This is a genomic window from Micromonospora costi (assembly GCF_003626655.1).
In the GTDB taxonomy this organism is placed as follows: domain Bacteria; phylum Actinomycetota; class Actinomycetes; order Mycobacteriales; family Micromonosporaceae; genus Micromonospora; species Micromonospora costi.
The window spans coordinates 631711-650467 of the sequence record NZ_RBAN01000004.1; the positions used below are offsets into that span (position 1 = coordinate 631711).

At 70.2% G+C, this 18757-nt stretch carries 18 protein-coding genes and 1 pseudogene; 5 read left to right on the top strand and 14 right to left on the bottom strand.

From position 1 onward, the window contains the following. Nucleotides 1-356: 356 nt before the first annotated feature. Nucleotides 357-1316, bottom strand: coding sequence for an NAD(P)/FAD-dependent oxidoreductase (locus tag D7193_RS24695; protein WP_120781902.1), 960 nt, complete (start codon nt 1314-1316; stop codon nt 357-359). A 94-nt stretch (nt 1317-1410) separates the two neighbouring features. On the opposite strand from D7193_RS24695, the gene D7193_RS24700 reads away from it, so the two are divergent. Beyond that, a complete protein-coding gene (locus tag D7193_RS24700; RefSeq protein ID WP_120781903.1) occupies nt 1411-2007 on the top strand; it encodes a helix-turn-helix domain-containing protein in 597 nt (198 codons plus the stop codon). Between the two features lie 138 nt (nt 2008-2145). Next, nucleotides 2146-2311, top strand: a pseudogene (locus D7193_RS24705) (response regulator transcription factor); the annotation flags it as partial. 147 nt (nt 2312-2458) lie between these two features. On the opposite strand, the gene D7193_RS24710 reads toward D7193_RS24705, so the two are convergent. Further along, on the bottom strand, nt 2459-3205 hold the full coding sequence (locus D7193_RS24710) for a DUF4396 domain-containing protein (RefSeq protein WP_120781905.1): 747 nt from the start codon (nt 3203-3205) through the stop codon (nt 2459-2461). Continuing rightward, nucleotides 3202-3687 carry a YkgB family protein gene (locus tag D7193_RS24715; protein WP_120781907.1) on the bottom strand — a complete coding sequence of 162 codons (486 nt, stop codon included), beginning with the start codon at nt 3685-3687 and terminating at the stop codon, nt 3202-3204. Before D7193_RS24715 ends, D7193_RS24710 begins: the two co-directional genes overlap by 4 nt. Before the next feature lie 310 nt (nt 3688-3997). Here D7193_RS24715 and D7193_RS24720 point away from each other — a divergent pair, with 310 nt between their 5' ends. Further along, on the top strand, nt 3998-5218 hold the full coding sequence (locus tag D7193_RS24720; RefSeq protein ID WP_241563437.1) for an APC family permease: 1221 nt from the start codon (nt 3998-4000) through the stop codon (nt 5216-5218). A gap of 90 nt (nt 5219-5308) precedes the next feature. On the opposite strand, the gene D7193_RS24725 is transcribed toward D7193_RS24720, so the two are convergent. Next, the gene (locus D7193_RS24725) at nt 5309-5713 is read right to left on the bottom strand and encodes a GNAT family N-acetyltransferase (RefSeq protein WP_120781910.1); all 405 of its coding nucleotides are present in this window, start codon (nt 5711-5713) and stop codon (nt 5309-5311) included. 268 nt (nt 5714-5981) lie between these two features. After that, on the bottom strand, nt 5982-6191 hold the full coding sequence (locus D7193_RS24735; protein ID WP_120781913.1) for a heavy-metal-associated domain-containing protein: 210 nt from the start codon (nt 6189-6191) through the stop codon (nt 5982-5984). Between the two features lie 148 nt (nt 6192-6339). Between D7193_RS24735 and D7193_RS24740 the strand changes: the two genes are divergently transcribed. Next, nucleotides 6340-6636 carry a metal-sensitive transcriptional regulator gene (locus tag D7193_RS24740; RefSeq protein ID WP_074311710.1) on the top strand — a complete coding sequence of 99 codons (297 nt, stop codon included), beginning with the start codon at nt 6340-6342 and terminating at the stop codon, nt 6634-6636. Between the two features lie 187 nt (nt 6637-6823). Here the strand turns inward: D7193_RS24740 and D7193_RS24745 are convergent, their stop codons facing one another. Continuing rightward, nucleotides 6824-8251, bottom strand: a complete 1428-nt coding sequence (locus D7193_RS24745; protein WP_120782208.1) for an MFS transporter — start codon at nt 8249-8251, stop codon at nt 6824-6826. Between the two features lie 246 nt (nt 8252-8497). Here D7193_RS24745 and D7193_RS34320 point away from each other — a divergent pair, with 246 nt between their 5' ends. Continuing rightward, nucleotides 8498-8782, top strand: coding sequence for a heavy-metal-associated domain-containing protein (locus tag D7193_RS34320; RefSeq protein WP_120781914.1), 285 nt, complete (start codon nt 8498-8500; stop codon nt 8780-8782). Nucleotides 8783-9310: 528 nt separating this feature from the next. Here D7193_RS34320 and D7193_RS24755 read toward each other — a convergent pair. From D7193_RS24755 to D7193_RS24790, 8 genes are all read right to left on the bottom strand, one after another. After that, the gene (locus D7193_RS24755; protein WP_120781915.1) at nt 9311-9982 is read right to left on the bottom strand and encodes a DUF305 domain-containing protein; all 672 of its coding nucleotides are present in this window, start codon (nt 9980-9982) and stop codon (nt 9311-9313) included. Between the two features lie 82 nt (nt 9983-10064). Continuing rightward, on the bottom strand, nt 10065-10508 hold the full coding sequence (locus D7193_RS24760) for a DUF6153 family protein (RefSeq protein WP_120781916.1): 444 nt from the start codon (nt 10506-10508) through the stop codon (nt 10065-10067). Between the two features lie 249 nt (nt 10509-10757). Then, nucleotides 10758-12677 carry a copper-translocating P-type ATPase gene (locus D7193_RS24765; RefSeq protein ID WP_277749919.1) on the bottom strand — a complete coding sequence of 640 codons (1920 nt, stop codon included), beginning with the start codon at nt 12675-12677 and terminating at the stop codon, nt 10758-10760. Nucleotides 12678-13130: 453 nt separating this feature from the next. Continuing rightward, complete coding sequence (locus D7193_RS24770) at nt 13131-14561, bottom strand: NADH-quinone oxidoreductase subunit N (protein WP_174242717.1); 1431 nt, start codon at nt 14559-14561, stop codon at nt 13131-13133. Between the two features lie 3 nt (nt 14562-14564). Further along, the gene (locus tag D7193_RS24775; protein ID WP_120781919.1) at nt 14565-16052 is read right to left on the bottom strand and encodes a complex I subunit 4 family protein; all 1488 of its coding nucleotides are present in this window, start codon (nt 16050-16052) and stop codon (nt 14565-14567) included. A gap of 3 nt (nt 16053-16055) precedes the next feature. Beyond that, a complete protein-coding gene (locus tag D7193_RS24780) occupies nt 16056-17897 on the bottom strand; it encodes a proton-conducting transporter transmembrane domain-containing protein (RefSeq protein ID WP_120781921.1) in 1842 nt (613 codons plus the stop codon). Next, on the bottom strand, nt 17894-18196 hold the full coding sequence (locus D7193_RS24785) for an NADH-quinone oxidoreductase subunit NuoK (protein ID WP_120781923.1): 303 nt from the start codon (nt 18194-18196) through the stop codon (nt 17894-17896). Before D7193_RS24785 ends, D7193_RS24780 begins: the two co-directional genes overlap by 4 nt. After that, a complete protein-coding gene (locus D7193_RS24790) occupies nt 18193-18756 on the bottom strand; it encodes an NADH-quinone oxidoreductase subunit J (protein ID WP_120781925.1) in 564 nt (187 codons plus the stop codon). Before D7193_RS24790 ends, D7193_RS24785 begins: the two co-directional genes overlap by 4 nt. Between the last annotated feature and the right edge of the window lies 1 nt (nt 18757).

An 18757-nucleotide genomic window follows, 5' to 3' on the forward strand; every position in this document is an offset into this window, starting at 1 on the left:
CGGCGAAGTGGTGTGATCAGTTGCGTCGTGTGGCACGCACGACGACGTCGTGCAGAGGGATCGCCCGGTCTCCGGGGCCGTGGACCGTACGGAGCTGCTGTTCTGCGGTGGTGATCTCCCACCGAGTGCTGTCCAGGCCAGTGGTGATGTCTGCGAGGGCGACCGCTGCCTCGGCGGGCGGGTGGTGCCCGACAGCTCCTGAGGTGTGCAGGTGGCCGACGATCAGCAGGGTGCCGCCGGGCCCCCGGTCTCGCGGGCGAGACACGGGTTCGGCGGATTGCCGGCCATGGAGCCGGGATGGTCGCCGTGCGCCCGGTGCCAGTGCCGTTCCCCGTAGTTCTTGTCGAATCCGTGCGTCATCGGACTGTCTCCGCACCGGAGCGCCGGGCGACAGCCCGGTCGGTGTCCTCGGCGACGAGGTCGGCGTTGATGTGCGCCGCGGCGCGGGCGCCGTCCGCGGCGGCCGCGCCAACCTGGGCGGACAAATCGACGGAGTTGCCCGCAACCCAGACCCCGGTCACAGACGTACGCCCGGTCGAGTCGGCGGCGATGAATGAGCCCGCCGGATGCGGGGTCGGCCGAATGCCGATGTTCGCGAACACCTCGGCACGGGCGACCATCCGCGGCGCAACGGCCAGAGCTTCGACCTCGACGATGCGGTCGTCGTTCAGACGAACGCCGGTCAGGCGGTCGTCGACGATCTCCAGCCTCGAGACACCTCCGGGGATAACCGGGATGCCGAGCGCATCGAGCTTCGCCCGGTTCTGATCGCCGAGATCATGGTCGTTGGAGAAGAAGCGCACGTCGTCGCTCAACTGCCGGAACAGCAACGCCTGGTGCACCGACATCGGTCCGGTGGCGAGCACGCCGATCCGACGGTCGCGAACCTCCCACCCGTGGCAGTACGGGCAGTGGAGCACGTCGCGCCCCCACCGCTCCCGCAATGCCGGGATCTCCGGCAGTTCGTCAACCAGCCCGGTGGCGATCAGCAGCCGGCGACCGTGCAACACGCCGCCGTCACGCATCATCACCGCGAACCCCAGCGACGTGCACGACACGTCACTCACCTCGGCCGAGATGATCTCGCCGCCGTAGCGGGTGACCTCGTCGCGGCCACGCCTGAGCAGCTCCAGCGGGCTCAGCCCGTCGAGCGCCAGCAGTCCGTGCACACCCTCGGTGGACGCGTTCCTCGGTGCGCCGGCGTCCACGACCGTCACCCGGCGACGCGAGCGCGCCAGCGTCAGCGCCGCGCTCAGTCCCGCCGCGCCGCCACCAACGACGACCACGTCCCTCATGATCTCTGCCTGCTCGGCCATGTCCAGCTCCTCATCCGTGTCCGCAGGTCACCGCGATCCTGACTTCCTACTCGACGGATTGGCAAAGCTATTTGCCAAATGGCAAAGTGGTGGCATGGACAAGAAACTGGACCGCAGGCTCGACGCCGTCGGGCCGAGGCTGAAGCAGCTTCGAGCCCGCCGCGACATCACGCTCACCGACCTGGCCGAGGAAACCGGCATTTCCGCCAGTACGCTGTCCCGGCTCGAGGGGGGCCTGCGGCGCCCCACGCTCGAGCAACTCCTCCCGCTCGCCCGCGCCTACGGTGTCACCCTCGACGAGCTCGTCGACGCGCCTCCCACCGGCGATCCCCGCATCAACCTGCGCCCCATCGCCTGCACCGACGGATCGACCATCCTGCCCCTGACCCGCAGGCCCGGAGGCATCCAGGCCTACAAGTTCGTCCTCCCGGCCGGCCACGACGACCGCGAACCCGACCTGCGCACCCACGAGGGCTACGACTGGGTCTACGTCCTGAACGGCACGCTGCGCCTGGTCCTCGGCGAGCACAACCTCATCCTTGAACCCGGAGAAGCCGCCGAGTTCGACACCCGCACCCCGCACTGGTTCGGGGCCACCAGCTCCGGTCCCGTCGAATACCTCAGCCTCATCGGCAGACAAGGCGAACGCGCACACGTCCGCGCCGCACCGAGACAAGATCAGAATCGCTAGCCAAACAGACAGCAGTTGCCGTCTGGTCAAGGGCACAGCGTTGCTCCCAACCTGCGCCCCGATCCGGGCCCCGGACCCCGCCGCCGCTCGCGGCCGCCTCACGCGACGCGCCCGGCTTACAGGGCGCGGGCCAGCGAGGTACGCCTCATCGCCGACGGCCTGTCCAACGGCGAGATCACGGCACGGCTGGGTAATCAGTCAGGAGACCGTCAAGACGTACGTGTCGCGCATCCTCACGAAGCTCGACCTGCGCGACCGCGTTCAGGCCGTGGTGTACGCCTACCGCGCGGGTATGGTGACCTGACGGGTGTCGAGGTCTGCGCCTCCGGCATCACCTGGCTCAGGGTCTGCGCCGACGTCGCTGGCCGGCCTGGATTCCTCGTCGCGCAGTCACCACCCGCGTCGTCGACCGTAAGACGCGTTGCCGGATCGGGCGTCGGCGCAGCATCACCTACTGCGGCGTGCCGAGCAGTTCCGCTTTGGCGCCGCGGCGGACCAACCACAGGGTTGGCGGCCACGCGGCAAAGAAGCCGATAACCAACCCGATCTGGACGATGAGCCAGAACACCGGACTACTAGGCTGCAGGGTCTCATGGAAAACCGTGAGCTCCATCAGCGCCAGCCAACCCAATAGGGCGAACTCGAAGACGGACACGCTCAGCAGGTCTCCCCTGAGAAATCTCCGTATTGCGGCCCACAATCTTCGACCTCCCGTGTCAGCCTGGGCGGAGTAGCGGAATGCAAGGCCCACCAAGACTGCGGAAACGTAATCACCGATGAACTCGGGCCACAATCTCTTGTCAAAGATCTCGAAGCTGAAGCCGAAGACGAAGACCGTACCAATGATGGCACCCAGAACGCAGTGCGTCGCACAATGCAGGGTTTCGATTATCGTGACAGCATGTCGCGACCTCCTGGGCGGGGTGCGGTGCCGCTCCAGCCACCGGGGAGACTGGGGTCTACCCCACTGTCGGTAGGCCAGGACAGCCACTGGGCCGAAGTAGAGGGCGGTTGTCGGCCAGACAACCTCCATGAGCTTGACCGGCTGACGATATCGAAGGACGAAGTGGTCAACAAGGATGGCCGCGGTGCTGGCAATGCCCACGAAGAGCCCAGCCCACGAGAGCACCACGAGCCATGGTGGTTGGGGCAGGGAGCGCGAAGCCCAGTCGAGCAGGGCCGAGGCCTCCTGATTCACAACGTACGCGGACAGTCAGCAGGGCGAGCCGCGCGAAGCGACTCGGCAGCTGTCAGGAGAGCAGCACTGATAAGCACCGTATCTTTCAACAGAAATTGCCCCAGCTGAGAAAGGCTCAATGGCCCCTGCCCTTCCTGCCGCGCCTCGGGCGTCGTGGCCAGGAAGCTGAGCGTGGTCAGGAACATCCCGATCGCCCCGAAACTACCGATCGCCGACGCTCTGGGTGCAAGCGGCTTCGCGGCAATCAGGGAGCCCAGGGCGATCTCCGTGACCCCGATGAGTCGGTTGAGCCTTTGTGCGCCCAGCTTCGCGCGGAGCCGCGAGAACAGCGGACTCGAGGTGACCAAAGGCTCGTCGTTCTCGACCTCGTACTGCTTGAACTTGAGCACACCGATCCACACGATGTTCGTCGCCAGTGCGCAGCGCAGGGCCGAGAAGCCTACCGAGGCGAGGTCGTCGGCGGAGGCCTGTCGTGTGCCCATCGCTCGCTCCTAGTCGCAGGTGTCGACGGCCGGCGTGCCGGGGACCATTACCCGCTAGGACCGGCCACACGCACCAGGACGCGACTCCGCGCTCACGACATCCGAGGTGATCTCCGCGTCACTCGACACGCCCGGAGGAAGACACCCGGGCGTTCACGAGGTCGACGAGCGCGTGCCCTGCTGGCGATTAGGCTGTTTCCCACCCATCATGCCCGCGGTGAGCTGGCGTCGCCGGGCGGCGTTCGGTTGAGGAGTGCGCATGGAGGGGCCAACAGCTGCGGTGCCGGAGCAGCTGCGGCGGCGGCTGGGGATGTTCGATGCGGTGGTGATCGGGCTCGGCGCGATGATCGGCGCAGGGATCTTCTCCGCCCTCGCCCCAGCGGCACGGGCGGCCGGTTCCGGCCTTCTGGTCGGCCTCGCAGTCGCGGCGGTTGTCGCCTACTGCAACGCCACGTCGTCCGCACGGCTGGCCGCGCGGTACCCGGCGTCAGGCGGCACCTACGTCTACGGACGGGAACGGCTTGGCGACTTCTGGGGTTATCTGGCGGGCTGGGGGTTCGTGGTCGGCAAGATAGCCTCCTGTGCGGCGATCGCGCTCACCGTCGGCCTGTACGTCTGGCCCGACCAAGCTCACGCGGTGGCGGTGGCTGCCGTGGCGGCGTTGACGGCGGTGAACTACGTCGGGATCGAGAAGTCCGCCGTGGTGACGCGGGTGATCGTCGCTGCCGTGCTGGCTGTGCTGGCCATGGTGGTGGTCGCCACCCTCGGCTGGGGTTCGACCGAGGCCACCCGCCTGGATATCGGCGCGGATGCGAGCGCCGGCGGGATCCTGCAAGCGGCGGGCCTGCTGTTCTTCGCCTTCGCTGGGTACGCGCGCATCGCCACGCTTGGCGAAGAGGTTCGTGAACCCGCCCGCACCATCCCTCGCGCCATCCCGCTGGCACTGGGCATCACGCTGGGCGTCTACGGCATCGTGGCCGTCGCGGTGCTGCTGGTGCTCGGGCCACAGCGGCTGGCGGCCACGGCGGCACCACTGTCCGACGCCGTCGATGCTGCAGGCATGCACTGGCTTGCCCCGCTGGTACGCGCCGGTGCGGCCGTGGCCGCGCTGGGCTCCCTGCTGGCGCTCGTCCTCGGCGTCTCACGCACCACCCTGGCCATGGCCCGGGATCGGCACCTACCCCACGCCTTGGCGGCCGTGCACCGCCGGTTCAAGGTGCCCCACCGAGCCGAACTGCTGGTGGGAGCTGTGGTCGCGGTGTTGGTGGCGACCACGGACCTGCGTTCGGCGATCGGCTTCTCGTCCTTCGCCGTCCTCGTCTATTACGCCATCGCGAACGTCTCGGCCTGGACCCTCACCCGCGCGGAGAACCGGCCGCCTCGGATCATCCCGATCGTCGGGCTGGCCGGCTGCCTGGCGCTCGCCTTCGCCCTGCCGATCTCCTCGGTGATCTCCGGAGCCTCGGTGCTCGCCGCCGGCGCTGCCGCGTACGGCATCCGGCGTCTGATCACCGCACGGCGGGGCACGTAAGCCGACTCCGGGCCGACTGGCTGCTGACCCACCGATACCGCGGGACCACCGCGGCAGTGCAGACGCCCCCGACCGGACACGCCGCGGGCGTCACAGTCGACGGGCCATGCCGATCGATTCTGGCGCGGTCTCCGCGAACCCGTACTGGGCGTAGAGGTGGCGCGCGGCGCCGTCTGCGATGAGCGAGATGTAGGCGGTGCTCGGCGCGTGGTCGAGGAGTTGCTGCATCAGTGCAGCCATGATCCTCTTGCCGACCCCACGCGACTGGTGCTCGGGCAAGACGCACATGTCGACGATTTGGAAGGCGGTGCCGCCGTCGCCGATGACACGGCCCATACCTATCGGCTGTTCGTCGTGATACGCGACGACGGCGTGCCAGGTGCCGTGCAGTCCCGCGGCCGCTGCTGCGGCCGACTTGGGGCTCAGGCCGGCGGCGACCCGCAGGTGGCGGTAGACCTCGACCGAGGGTGTTTCTACTCGTACCTCATATGTCATGACGTTTGAGGGCTCTCTCCGATATGACGCGTGTACCGCTATGGGTTGGTGGTGCGGAAGCAGCGCAGGCGGAGGCTGTTCGCGAGCCAGGATGAGGTCGGCCTGGGCGAGCGCGGCGGCGTCGTTGATCCCGTCGCCGTACGGGGTCGACCACTTGGCCGACCCCGTACGCCGCGCCGAACACCGCCGCGAGGCCGAGGCCGAAACCGCTCAGCTTCGTCGCCGTGTTCATGAGTGGCACCTCGGGGGCCCTGGGAGTGAGGGGCTGTCAGGCGTTGACGAGGTCGTAGCCGGCCTCGTCCACCGCGGCCCGCACGGCCGCGGGGTCCAGCGGCGCTTCGCTGGTGACGGTGACCTGCCCGGAGGCGAGGTCGACCTGGACGTCACGGACGCCGGTGATGCCGCTGATCTCGGTGCTGACCGAGTTCACGCAGTGCCCGCAGGTCATGCCCTTTACCTGGTAGGTGGCGGTGGTCATCAGAACGCTCCTTTCAACACCCTGGCCTGCTACCCGAGGGCTGCTGGGCCTCGGGTAGCGGCGCGGGTCGCCGAACAGGCGATACCTGTAGGGGGTATGCCTTCAGGCACCGTAGCATACCCCCGAGGGGTACGCTATCCTTGTCGACATGACCACACCCACTCCGATCCGCGGATACACCGCCAGCAAGGACCAGCTGCTCGCGCGGCTCCGCCGCGTCGAGGGGCAGGTCCGCGGCGTCGAGAAGATGGTCGACGACGACCGCTACTGCATCGACGTGCTCACCCAGATCTCCGCGATCCAGGCCGCGCTGGACAAGGTCGCCCTCGGCCTGCTCGACGGGCACGCCCGGCACTGCATGCACGAGGGAGCCGCCGAGGGCCGCGCCGACGAGATGGCCACCGAGATGATGGCTGCCGTCGGCCGCCTCATGAAGCGCGGCTGATCTCGCAGCGGTCGGCGACTCTTCCCCGCGGCACGGTCCAACCCCCGCCGGCTACCCCGACACCCAGCGCGACGCAATGTCGGCCGATGCATGATCGGCCGGCATTGCCGTGCGCGTCTCACCCTGGCCGCAAGCGGCCGACAAGGCCGACGTCCCGGTGAATGGTCCTCATCCCTTGTCGGGGGTGTCAGCCGACCTGTACGTCCACGGTCTCCGCGACAGCCTGCGGACCAGCCGCGCGGGCCCGCAGAGTGAGCGCCGCGATGACGGCTCCGGCAGCGGCGATGACACCGGCGCCGACGAAGGCGGCGGAGTAGCCGGTGGTGAGAGCCGGCAGGTCACCGAGCCGGTCCGCGCCGTATGAGGCGGCGACCGCCGTCATCGCGGCCAGCCCGAGCGCCGAGCCCACCTGGTAGCTGGTGTTGACGATCCCGGAGGCGAGGCCACCCTCCTCCGGCCGGGCGCTGGAGATCGCCGTGCCCAACGACGGGATGAACGCCAGCGACATACCCAACGCCGCGACGAGGGAGGCGGGCAGGACGTCCACGGCGTAGTTGCCGTCCGGACGGACGAGAGCCAGCCAGCCGAGTCCTGCGGCCAGCACGGCCAGGCCCGCGACCACCATCGGCTTCGGGCCGAACCGGCCGATCGCCCGCGGCGCGAGCGCGATCATCCCCACCATGATGAGGACCGTCATGGGAAGCAGCGCGGCTCCGCTGGGGAAGGCGCTGTAGCCGAGGACCTGCTGCAGGTAGAGGTTGAGGTAGAACCACATCGGGATCCAGGCCGCGCCGAGTAGGAGCTGAGCGACGTTGGCGGCGGCGAGGTTCGGGGTGCGGAAGATCGACAGGCGCATCAGCGGCTCCCGTCGGGCGGCCTGGATGGTTACGAACGCCGCCAACGCGGCGACCGCCCCGGCGAGGACGAGCCAGGTCTGTCCGGAGGTCCATCCGATCTCGGGGGCCCGGACGATCGCGTAGACCGCGGCGCCGAGACCGGCGGTGACGGTGAGTGTCCCGGCCACGTCGAGGGAACCTCGGCGGGCGCCGCCGGCGGGCATGAGCGCCGGGGTGGCCAGCACAGCGATCAGGGCGATGGGGATGTTGATGTAGAACACCCACGGCCAGCTGATGTACTCGGTGATGAGGCCGCCGAGGAAGACGCCGGCGGTGCCACCTGCGGGAGCGGCCGCGCCGTAGAGGGCAAGGGCCCGGGTGAGTTCTCGCGGCTGGGCGCCGAAGAGCATCATCAGCAGCGTCAGCGCTGACGGTGCGATGAGCGCGGCGCCGACGCCCTGGGTGGCGCGGGCGGCCAGTTCCACCGCGACGCTGTCGGCCAGCCCGGCGGCGGCCGACCCGACCAGCAGGATCAGCCACCCGGCGGTGAACATGCGACGCGCGCCGAACAGGTCCGACAGCCGGCCGCCGAGCAGCAGCAGGCCACCGAAGGCGACCACGTAGGCGTTGAACACCCACGAGAGGTTCTCCGGCGAGAAGCCGAGGTCGTGCTGCATGCGGGGTAAGGCGACCCCGATGATCGAGGTGTCCATGATGACCATGAACTGGGCGAGCGCGATGAGTCCGAGGGCCCACCAGCGCTTGGATCCGTGTGACATCTCCACCACTCCTTATGCCCCTAGGGGGTATCGGTATGCGCTAGAGGTGTACCCCCACGGGGTATATCGTGTCAAGCGACATCGTCCGCCAACTCGCGTCTCTCCCGCATCCGCACGCCTGGTTGATCCCTCTACCCCCTATGGGTATATTCATCGTTCATCTGGGGTGTCCCCTCGCGGCTGAGCAGCCACACGCGTGCCCGCACCGCGAGCTGGCGTCCCGTGTCCTCGGATAGGAGCTTGCCCATGTGCACCAGCGGATCCAGCTGCGGTTGCGCCACCGCGGCCGCCGACAGCGCACCGACCACCGTCGACGCCGCCAGCGGCGTCCTCGCCACCTACGCCGTATCGGGGATGACCTGCACCGGCTGCGCCAACAACGTCAGCAAGCAGGTCAGCAGTCTTGAGGGCGTGATCGGCGTCGAGATTGACGTGGCCTCGGGCACCGTGGCGGTCACCAGCGCGGCGCCGTTGGCAGTTACCGACGTCCGCGCGGCCGTCGAGAAGGCCGGCTACCAACTCGTGAGCTGACCGCAGGATCCGGCCGCGCCTGCCCGACTCGGCGGAGCGGGCGCGGTCGGCCGGTAAGAAATCCCTTTGTCCGGAAAACGGTGCCTCGGGCGCGTGAGCGTGTCGCTGGACATCCAGGCTGGCCGGTTCGCCCAGGCAGACCGACGTCCTTCACGGCCGATCTCGCGGGCTTCCGGCGACAGTCCGCGATGAACCCCGCGGAACGGCCGGTTGGCGCCTGGGCGGCGACGGCCAGACGCGGACGATGACCACCGCGGCAAGACCGACGAGGGCTGGCGCGCCAGTCGCGGCGAGTGGAAGCAGCAGACGCGTCGGTGCGGTGCGAGTGCGGCAGGCGGCTTGCAGGTGGGGCGCGGCGGGTGATCGGTACCCACGGTATGGCGGCTGCTCATGGCCAGCCAGCAATGATGCGCAAGCCGCTCACCCCACGCGGGCACGCTGCCGTGCTTGTCGCGAAGGACTCATTGCTTACCCGCTGGCTGCCGAGCCCGACTGGGTTGGGCCCGGCAGCACTGTCGCGGTTACTGACTAGAGGCGGTCGAGAATCCTCTGGAGGGTCTTCACCTCGGCCTCTTGATCCGAGGCGATTTTCGCTGCCAGGGCTTTGGCAGCCGGGTTACTGCCCCGCTCTCGCTCGGTCTTGGCCATGTCGATGGCGCCGTTGTGGTGCGCGATCATCATCTGGGCGAACCTCTTGTCGAACTGGGCGCCCCGGGCGGCCCCTAGCTCCGCCATCTCTTGGTCGGACATCATCCCCGGCATGCCCGATCCGCCGGGCGTGGGTGAGCCCATGCCATGCATGTCCTGGGCGGGAGCAGGGCTCATCCCCGGCATGCTGTGGTGGGTTGGAGCCGCGGTGGGCCTACCCCAAGCCGTCAGCCAGCCCGTCATCGTGGTGATCTCAGGGTCCTGCGCGACCTTGATCTTCGCTGCGAGGTCCTTCAGCTCCGGGTCGCCGGCGCGCGCGGCAGCCAGGTCCGCCATCGCGACCGCCTGTCGGTGGTGCGGGGTCATCATCTGCGCGAACATGACGTCCGCGTTGTTGAAGGTCGCGGCGGCGGAGGCCGAGGAGCTGGCCGTCGGGCCGCCGTTGCTGCGGTCCATGCCCGCCATGTCGCTGCCGCTGCAGGCCGCGGTCACCAGGAGGGCGGACAGCGCCGCGCCGCCCAGGGCCGCGCGCCGCAGATTGGTGCGCTTCATTGAGAGGGTCCTTTTCGGTCGGTGTCTGGCTCGGGTGGGAACTGTCGGTGGCAGGCCGTGTCTGGCCTACCCGCGACGACTCCTACGTCCGGGACACCGAAACCGCAGCTAACCGCAAACCGATCGGCGCCGGCGGCGGCCCGCGCCCTGCGCGCTGAGGCGCCGGTGTCGCGCCCGGAGGCCGGGCTTGGTCGCGAAGAAGGCGACCCGTTAGCGCTGCCCACAACAGGATGCTCACCGCGCCGAGCACGGCAAGGCAGACCGCGAACAGGTCCAGGTTCAGCCCGTGGCCCGGCGTCTGCTTGGAGCCGGGCGTGGCAGCAGGTTGACCACTGCCCGCGTGGGTCTGGGAAGCTGTCGCCTCGTCCATGTGGGTCGTGGCCGCAGGGGTCAGGTGGTGGCTGGTGTCACCGACGTGGCCGAGTGTGTGCATGCCGGCTACACCCAGCGCGAGCAGGACAAGCAGCATCAGCCGTGGAAGGCCCATATGCCGCACAGCCTCGACGATGGCCTGCCGCACGCTCATTGTCCGAAGCCCCGGCTCCGTTCACCCGCCCCGATTCCACTCGGTGCCAATAGTAGGTCCACCGGAGGGGCGAGCGAGCGGTGGTCGGCGCGTTTCACCCGTAGGGGAAAGGCCAAGACCGGCCGCGCCGGATGGCACGTCGGGAAGCCGCGCCCGCTTCCCTGGCACCGAATCCGAAGCCACACGATCATCGGGTGGAACCGCGACGTGGTGGCGGCCCTGTCGGCCGCCACCACCTCCTTATCGGGACTACGGGGTCAGGCGAACTCGCCGCAGGAGCTGGGCATTGAGCGCCACCACGATGGTGGAGACCGACATCAGCACCGCGCCGATCGCGGGGCTGAGGCTGATCCCCGCCCAGGCGAGGACGCCGGCGGCGAGCGGAATCGCCACGACGTTGTAGCCGGCGGCCCAGATCAGGTTCTGGATCATTTTTCGGTACGACGCCCGGGACAGACGGATCACACCGGTCACACCGCGCGGGTCCGACGAGGCGAGGATAACCCCGGCGGACTCGATGGCGACATCCGTGCCCGCACCGATGGCGAGTCCGACGTCGGCGCGGGCCAGGGCGGGCGCGTCGTTGACGCCGTCCCCGACCATCGCGACGGTCAGCCCTCGGGCCTGCAGGTCGGCCACCGCCTGGTCCTTGTCGGCGGGCAGCACCTCGGCGAAGACCTCGTCGACCTCGGGACGGAAGCCCAGGTCCGCGGCGACGGCCTCGGCGACCGGCCGAGCGTCACCGGTGATCATGACGATCTTCCGCACGCCCTGCTCCCGCAGCTGCGCGATGGCCTCCCGGGCCTCGGGGCGGATCTCGTCCTCCAACGCGAACGCCCCGATCGCCTCCGCGCGGCCCCCGTCGGGTAGCCGGACCAGATGGAGCACCGCCGCGCCACGCGCCGACCAACCCTTCGCGACCGTCGCCAGTTCGTCCGGCACACTCGCTCCCACCTCACGAAGCAGGGCGGGACCGCCGACGGCGTAGGCGGTGCCGTCCACCACGGCCTGCACGCCCCGACCGGTCAACGACCGGAAACCATGGGCGCTCGCCCCCAGCCCCCGATCCCGAGCCACGGTCACCAGCGCCTTGGCGAGGGGGTGCTCACTGTCCGCCTCGACCGCGCCGGCGATGCGCAACACCTCGTCCTCGACGACACCGGCAGCGGCGGCAGTGGCCGTTACGGTGTGTGCGCCCTTGGTCAGGGTGCCGGTCTTGTCGAACAGCACCGCGTCGACGGTGCGCATCCGCTCCAGGGCGAGGCGATCCTTGACGAGGATGCCCGCCTTTGCCGAGACCGCGGTCGAGAGCGCGATCACCAGCGGGATGGCCAACCCGAGGGCGTGGGGGCAGGCGATCACGAGGACCGTGACCGTGCGGACGACGGACTCGTCGAGGTCGCCCAGCGCCCACCAGACGCCGAAGGTGACGAGCGCGGCGGCGGCCGCGACGTAGAACAGCATCGCCGCGAACCGGTCGGCGAGCACCTGGGCGCGGCCGGCGGACGCCTGCGCCTGGGCGACGAGCCGCCCGATGCCGGCCAGCGCGGTGTCGTCGCCGACGGCGTCCACGCGCAGCCGCAGAGCCGAGTCGGTTGCCACGGTGCCGGCTACCACCCGGTCTCCGACGCCGCGGGAGACCGGTCGGGACTCCCCCGTGATCATCGACTCGTCCAGTTCGGCGGCGCCCTCGACGATCCGGCCGTCTGCCGGCACCCGGGCGCCGGAGCGGACCAGAACGACGTCACCGACCCGCAGGTCGCTCACCGGGACGCGGTGCGGCTCACCGTTGTCGTCGATCCGCTCGGCGTCGTCGGGCAGCAGCGCCGCCAGAGCGGCAAGCGCGCCCTGCGCCTGGCCGATCGCCTTCATCTCCTGCCAGTGCCCCAGCAGCATGATGGTTACCAGCGCGGCGAGTTCCCACCAGAAGTCCAGGTCGAACAGACTCACGCTGGTCGCGAGGGAGGCCGCGTAGGCGACCGTGACGGCCATCGAGATCAGCAGCATCATCCCCGGGGCTCGGTCGCGGATCTCACGGACGCCGCCGACCAGGAACGGCCATCCGCCGTAGAAGAAGACCACCGAGCCGAGGATCGGGCCGACCAGCTTCATGCCTGGGAAGTCCAGGGAGTAGCCGAACCAGTCCATCACCATGTGGCTGGTCACCACGATCGGCAGTGTCAGGGCGAGGCTGAGCCAGAACTTTCGACGGAACTGCTCCGGGTCGTGGCCGGCGTGCTTGTCATGCCCCCCATGCCCGGCGTGGCCGTGATCATCTGCGTGGTGGTGCCCGTCATGTCCGCCGGCGCTCACGTTCGGCTGTCGTAGCTGCGCGGCGGTCGATCGGGCCGAGCCGCTGTCGTGGTGGGCCGTCAGGGGATGGGGGGCAACCGGGGCCGCACCGTGGTGGGGATCCACCGCGTGGGCATTGCCCGCGTGGAAGCGCTCACGCGCCGCCACGTCGACGTGCCTCGCGTCGTCATGCCTGCTGTGTTCGTGTCTCATGCCGTCCACCTCCGCGTAGCACCATATACCCCCTAGGGGTATGTTGCAAGTACCCCTGCCCCTCAGGGGTATGAGGCGGACGGAACTCGCCATGTTCACCCGAGCACCAGCTGGCGTCTACGGTGATGCGGCCACGTCCCACAGCGGTCCTGCGACGACGCCTGCCGCGAGACTGAGGGCGGCAGCGGTCACGGCGAGCCTCGCCGACCACCGTCTCCCCGCCCTGTCGTCCGCTGGCGGATGATCGCTGCCCGGCGGGGTGGGCGCGGGCTCGCGGTAGGTCGGCATGATCCAGCGCAGGTAGTAGAACAGGCTGGCCAGCGTGTTCATGAAGACGACGACCGCGAGCCAGGCGTAACCTCCGTCCCACGCGGCGGTCGCGGTCGTGAGCTTGCCGACGAACACGGCGGTGGGTGGGGTCCCCACCAGGCCGAGCAGCGCCACCAGCAGCGCGGCCGCCAACCACGGCCGCTGGCCTGCCACGCCCCGCCAGTGGGCGAGGTCCCGGCCCGCGGGCAGCGCCGCGGTGGCGGCGAACGCGGCGATGTTCGTGACGACGTAGCCGGTGAGATACACCAGCAGCGAGGGCAGGGCGAGGTCGCTGCGGCCGGCGGCCACGACCGGGACGAGGAGGAACCCGACCTGGCTGACGGTGGACCAGCCGAGCAGACGCCTCGGGTCCGCCTGCCAGTAGGCCGCGAGGTTGCCCAACGTCATGCTCGCCGTGGCGACCGCGGCGAGCATGACCGGCCACGGCGTCGGGTCGGGCAGCATCACGACGAACCGGTAGACCGCGATCAGCGCGCCGATCTTGGGCACCGTGGTGACGAAGGTCGCCGCGAGGGCCGTTGAGCCCTGCGCGGCGTCCGGGATCCAGAAGTGCGCCGGGACGGCGCCGGCCTTGAACAGCAGGCCGGCGATGGCCGCGACCGCGGCGAGGGTGACCGCGGCCTGCGGCGCCTCGGGCATGCGGTCGGCGAGTTGCGTGTAGCCGGTGGTGCCCGTGAGCCCGGACAGGATGCTCACTCCGAGCAGGAGCAGGATGCCGAACAACGCTCCCAGCAGGTACGTCTTCACGGACGCCTCGGCGCTGGCGGCGCTCATCGCGAGGCCGATCAGCGCGTAGAGCGGGATGCTGGCGAGCAGGAAGCCGACGGCGAGGACCAGCAGGTCGGTGGCGCCGGCGAGGAGGACGGCGCCGGCGGTGGCGAAGAGCAGCAGCGCGTACGTCTCGCTCTCCCGCGCTGTCCCGGCGATCTCGTCAGCGGCGATCGCGAGGATGAGCAGGGCGCCTGCCGCGGCGAGGACCCGGGCGACGCCGGTTGCGGTGTCGACCGTAAAGGAGTCGTTGAAGGCGGTGGTGGCGGGCCGGGCCAGTTGGAGTGACGCGGTGACGATCACGGCGAGGAGCACGGCAACGGTGAGGCCACGGATGATCCATTGCCGGCGGCGCGGCGTGAAGGAGCCGCCTATCAGCGCGGTGAGAGCGCCGCCGGCGAGCAGCATCTCGGGCAGCAGCAGCCCGGGCCGCATCATCTCCGTCTCCACCGCTCACCGCCCGACGAGGTCGACGACGGTGTGGGCGGCCGGTTCGATGACGGCGAGCAGCGGGCGGGGCAGGATGCCGATCAGCAGGGACAGCAGCAGCAGTGGCCCGACCGACCATCGCTCGCTCGCCCGCAGGTCCGTGAAGCCGACGGACTGGCCGCGGGTCTCTCCGGTGAACACGCGTTGCAGCGCGCGGAGGAACAGCGCGGCGGTCACCAGGATGCCCAGCAGCGCGATCGCCGAGACGGGGGCGGCGGCGACGCTGCCGGTGAAGATCTGGAACTCGGCGATGAACCCGGAGAACGCGGGCAGGCCCAGCGAGGCGAACGCGCCGACGGCGAAGAGGGTCGCGAAGGCCGGTGCGGGGGCGGCGAGGCCGCCGTACTCGCGCATGTCGTAGGTGCCGGCCCGGTTGCGCAGCACACCGGCGAGGAGGAACAGCGCGGCGGTGATCAGACCGTGGCTGACCATCTGGGTGACAGCGCCGGTGACCGCCACCGACCGGGTCTGCGCGGTGCCGGCGGTCAGGCCGGCGACGCCGACGGCGAGGACGATGTAGCCCATGTGGTTGACCGACGTGTAGGCGACCATCCGTTTGAGGTTGGACTGGGCCAGCGCGACAAGCGCGCCGTAGATGACCGAGACGACCCCGACGGTGATGATCACCCAGGCCCAGGCACGCCACGCCGTTGGCAGCATCGGCATGGCGATGCGCACGAACCCGTAGGTGCCCATCTTCAGCAGCACCCCGGCCAGGACCGCCGAGCCGACGGCGGGCGCGTCGGTGTGAGCCGGTGGCAGCCACGTGTGGAACGGCACCGTCGGCGTCTTGACCGCCAGACCGAGCAGGATGGCGGCGAGCACCAGCCCGCCGAGGAGGGGCCGTCCGGCCAGCGGGGGCGCGGCGGTGAGGTCGAGCATGTCGAAGGTGTGCGGGTCAGCGGCGACGTAAAAGCCGATGAACCCGACGAGCAACGCCAGCGACCCGAGGAACGTGTAGAGGAAGAACTTCAGCGCCGAGTGGCGCCGGTCGCCGTGCCCCCAACCGGCGATGACGAAGAACATGCCGACGATGGACAGGTCGAAGAAGACGAAGAACAGGATCAGGTCGGCCGCCACGAACAGGCCGAGGCTGACGCTCTGCAGGAACAGGAACAGCGCGGCCTGCGCACGTGGCCGGTGCTGCTCGCGCAGCGCGTACATCGCGCAGGCCAGGAAGATCACCGCGGTCATCGCCACCAGCGGCAGCGACAACCCGTCCACTCCGACGTGGTAGCTGCTGTTCACCCCCGGTATCCACGCCACCCGCTCCTCGTAGGCCAGCTCCCCCGCCGCCGGGCTGTCGTAGCGCGCCCACAGGATCGCGATGAGGGCGAGGTCGACGGCAGCTACGGCCACCCACAGTGCGCGGGCGGCTGTGTCGCCCACACGTGGCACGGCGACCAACGCCACCGCTGCGGCCAGTGGGAGGAAGACGATCACGCTGAGCACGGATCAGCCCGCCGCCACGAGGACGACCACAGCGACCACGAGCACCACGATGGCCTGCCGGTAGTACTGGTGCACCTGGCCACTCTGGGGCCGGCGCGCCAGCTGCCCCAACCGGCGCATTCCGGCGGCGAACCGCTCCACCGTGCCGTCGACCCACCGGTCGTCGAGCACCGCCGCCCGACGCGCGGCATGGGCCGATGCGGCTGCCACGCGCTCCACGGCACGGTCGAGCACCCTGTCGTCGAAGCGAGCGAGCAGGTCGGCGAGCCGCACGGTCGGACGGGCGACCAGCGCGTGGGCGGCGTTCTGCAGTCCGAGCCAGCGCAGCGCCCACCGCGGCTCGGGGACGGGTCGGCGGGCCACCAGCAGCACGACGGCCACGGCGAGGGCCGCCGACGCGGCCAGCTCGAGCAGCGACGCGGAGACCGCGTCGCGCTCATCGACGGCTCGGGCGAGCATGGCGGCTGCTGGCGGGAGGGCCAGCACCCCGGCGGATGCGGAGGCCAGCGCGAGCACCACCAGTGGCGCCTGCTCCAGTCGGGTTATCGCGCGTTGCGGGGCCCGCTCCCGGTCGCCGTCGCGGTCGGCGGTCGGCCGCCGCCAGATGACCATGAGCAGCTTCCCCGCGTACGCGGCCGACAGCAGCGACGCCGCCAATCCCACGACGTACAGCACCGGTGAGTGCCGCAGCACGCCGGTGAGGACGGCGTCCTTGGTCGCCCACAGCGACAGCGGCGGAATCCCGGCCAGCGCGAGCGCTCCGACAGTGGCCGACCAGCCGACCAGTCGCCATCGGCCGACAACGCCGCGCAACTCGGCGAGCTGCTGGGTGCCCAGCGTGGACAGCCAGGCGCCCGCACCGAGGAACAGCAGCGCTTTCGTCGCGGCATGCGCGACCAGGTGCGCAGCGCCCCCGGCGACCGTGCCCGCGCCGGCGGCCATGACGACGAACCCGAGTTGGGCGCAGGTCGAGGCGGCGAGGAGCTGCTTGACGTCGCGCTGCGCGACCGCGACGGCGCCGATCAGCAACGCGGTCAGGGCTCCCACCCACATGGCCACCGGGCCGGCCCAGCCGGTCGCGGCGAGCAGCGGCTGCACCCGCAGCAGCAGGTAGCCGCCCATGGCCACCATCGCCGCCGAGTGCAGCAGCGCGCTGACCGGGCTCGGGCCGGCCATCGCGCGGGACAGCCAGAACGACACCGGCAGCTGCGCCGCCTTGCCCAGCGCCGCCGCGAGGATCCCGGCGGCAATCACGTGCCGCCATCCCGTAACGGCAGCGGGCAGGTCAGTCAGGGCCAGACCCGCGCCGCCCGCGAGCGCCGCCGCGGCGGCGACGTACAGGCCCAGGTCGGTGGCGCGGGTGGTGAGGAACGCGGTCAGGCCAGCGGACACCCGGTCGGTGTCGCGCCACCAGAATCCGATCAGCGCGTACGAGGCGGCGCCCATGATCTCCCAGGCGAACAGCAGAGTGGGCAGGGTCGTCGCGGTCACGGTCACCGCGACGGAGGCGACGAACAGCAGCATCAGGCCATGGAATCGGGCCTGGGCGTGGCGGATCTGTCCGGTGGCGGCGAGCAGCACCAGCAGACTGACCACGGTCAGCGTGGGCAGTGTCAGCGCGGCGAGCGCGTCCACGGCCAGGCCGAAGGGCGCGTTCGCCACGAACGCGACGGCCACGCTGGGCCGCTCCACCGCGACCAGCAGCGACAGCCCCACCGACAGCGCGGCGACCGCCATCGAGACGGGCACGGCGACACGGTCAGCCCGCCAGGTCAGGGCCAGCAGAGCTCCCGCTCCCGCCGGCAGGGCGACCAGCGACCACAGCGCCACCTGCCCGAGACTCATCGGGACAGGTCCCGGGCCAGGTCGGTCATGTCCACGCGTCGCACGCGGTGCAACATCGTCGCCACCGCGAAGCCCATTGCCATCTCCACGGTCATCGCGGCGATGATGACCAGCAGCAGCACCTGCCCCGACGGGTCCGGGGCGAGGAACCACCAGAAGCCGGCGGCGGCGAGGATCAGCCCGTTGAGCATCAGCTCGAGCCCCATCATCACCATGACCACCACCTGCTGGGAAAGCGCGCCGTAGAGGCCGACGCTGAACAGCGCCGCCGCCACCAGCAGCACCATCTGCAGCGTCACCTGCCGACACCCCCCGGCTGCGGGTCGTCAGCGGGGCGGCGGCGCAGGTCGTCGCCGAACCGGTCGTAGCGGGTCTGGTGCGCGGCCAGCACGACGCCGGCGACGATGGTGGCCGCCATGACCACGCCGACGGCGGCCATGACGAGCATCTTCGGGCCCATCAGCTCCTCCCCCAGCGTCATCGTCACGTCGGCGGGCGGCGTGCCGCGGCGGGTGGGCCAGGGCACGATCAGCGTCCCGGCGGCCAGCAGCACGAACACGCCGATCGACACGGCCAGGGCATGACGCTTGTCGTGGACCATGCTCATCGGCATCAGCGCCGGGTTCATGCCCATGAACATGATCATGTAGACGGCCATGACGGCCATCTCCATGACCATCATCAGGATCGTCACCACGCCGACGTAGTTCTGCTGGAGCAGCAGCACCTGCAGGCCGACGCCGATGAAGGAGACAGCGAGGGCGTAACTGGCGCGGGCCATCGAGTTCACGATGAACACGGCCGCACCGGCGAGGACCGCTACGACCGCCAGGACCCAGAACGCCACGTGGCTGACCATC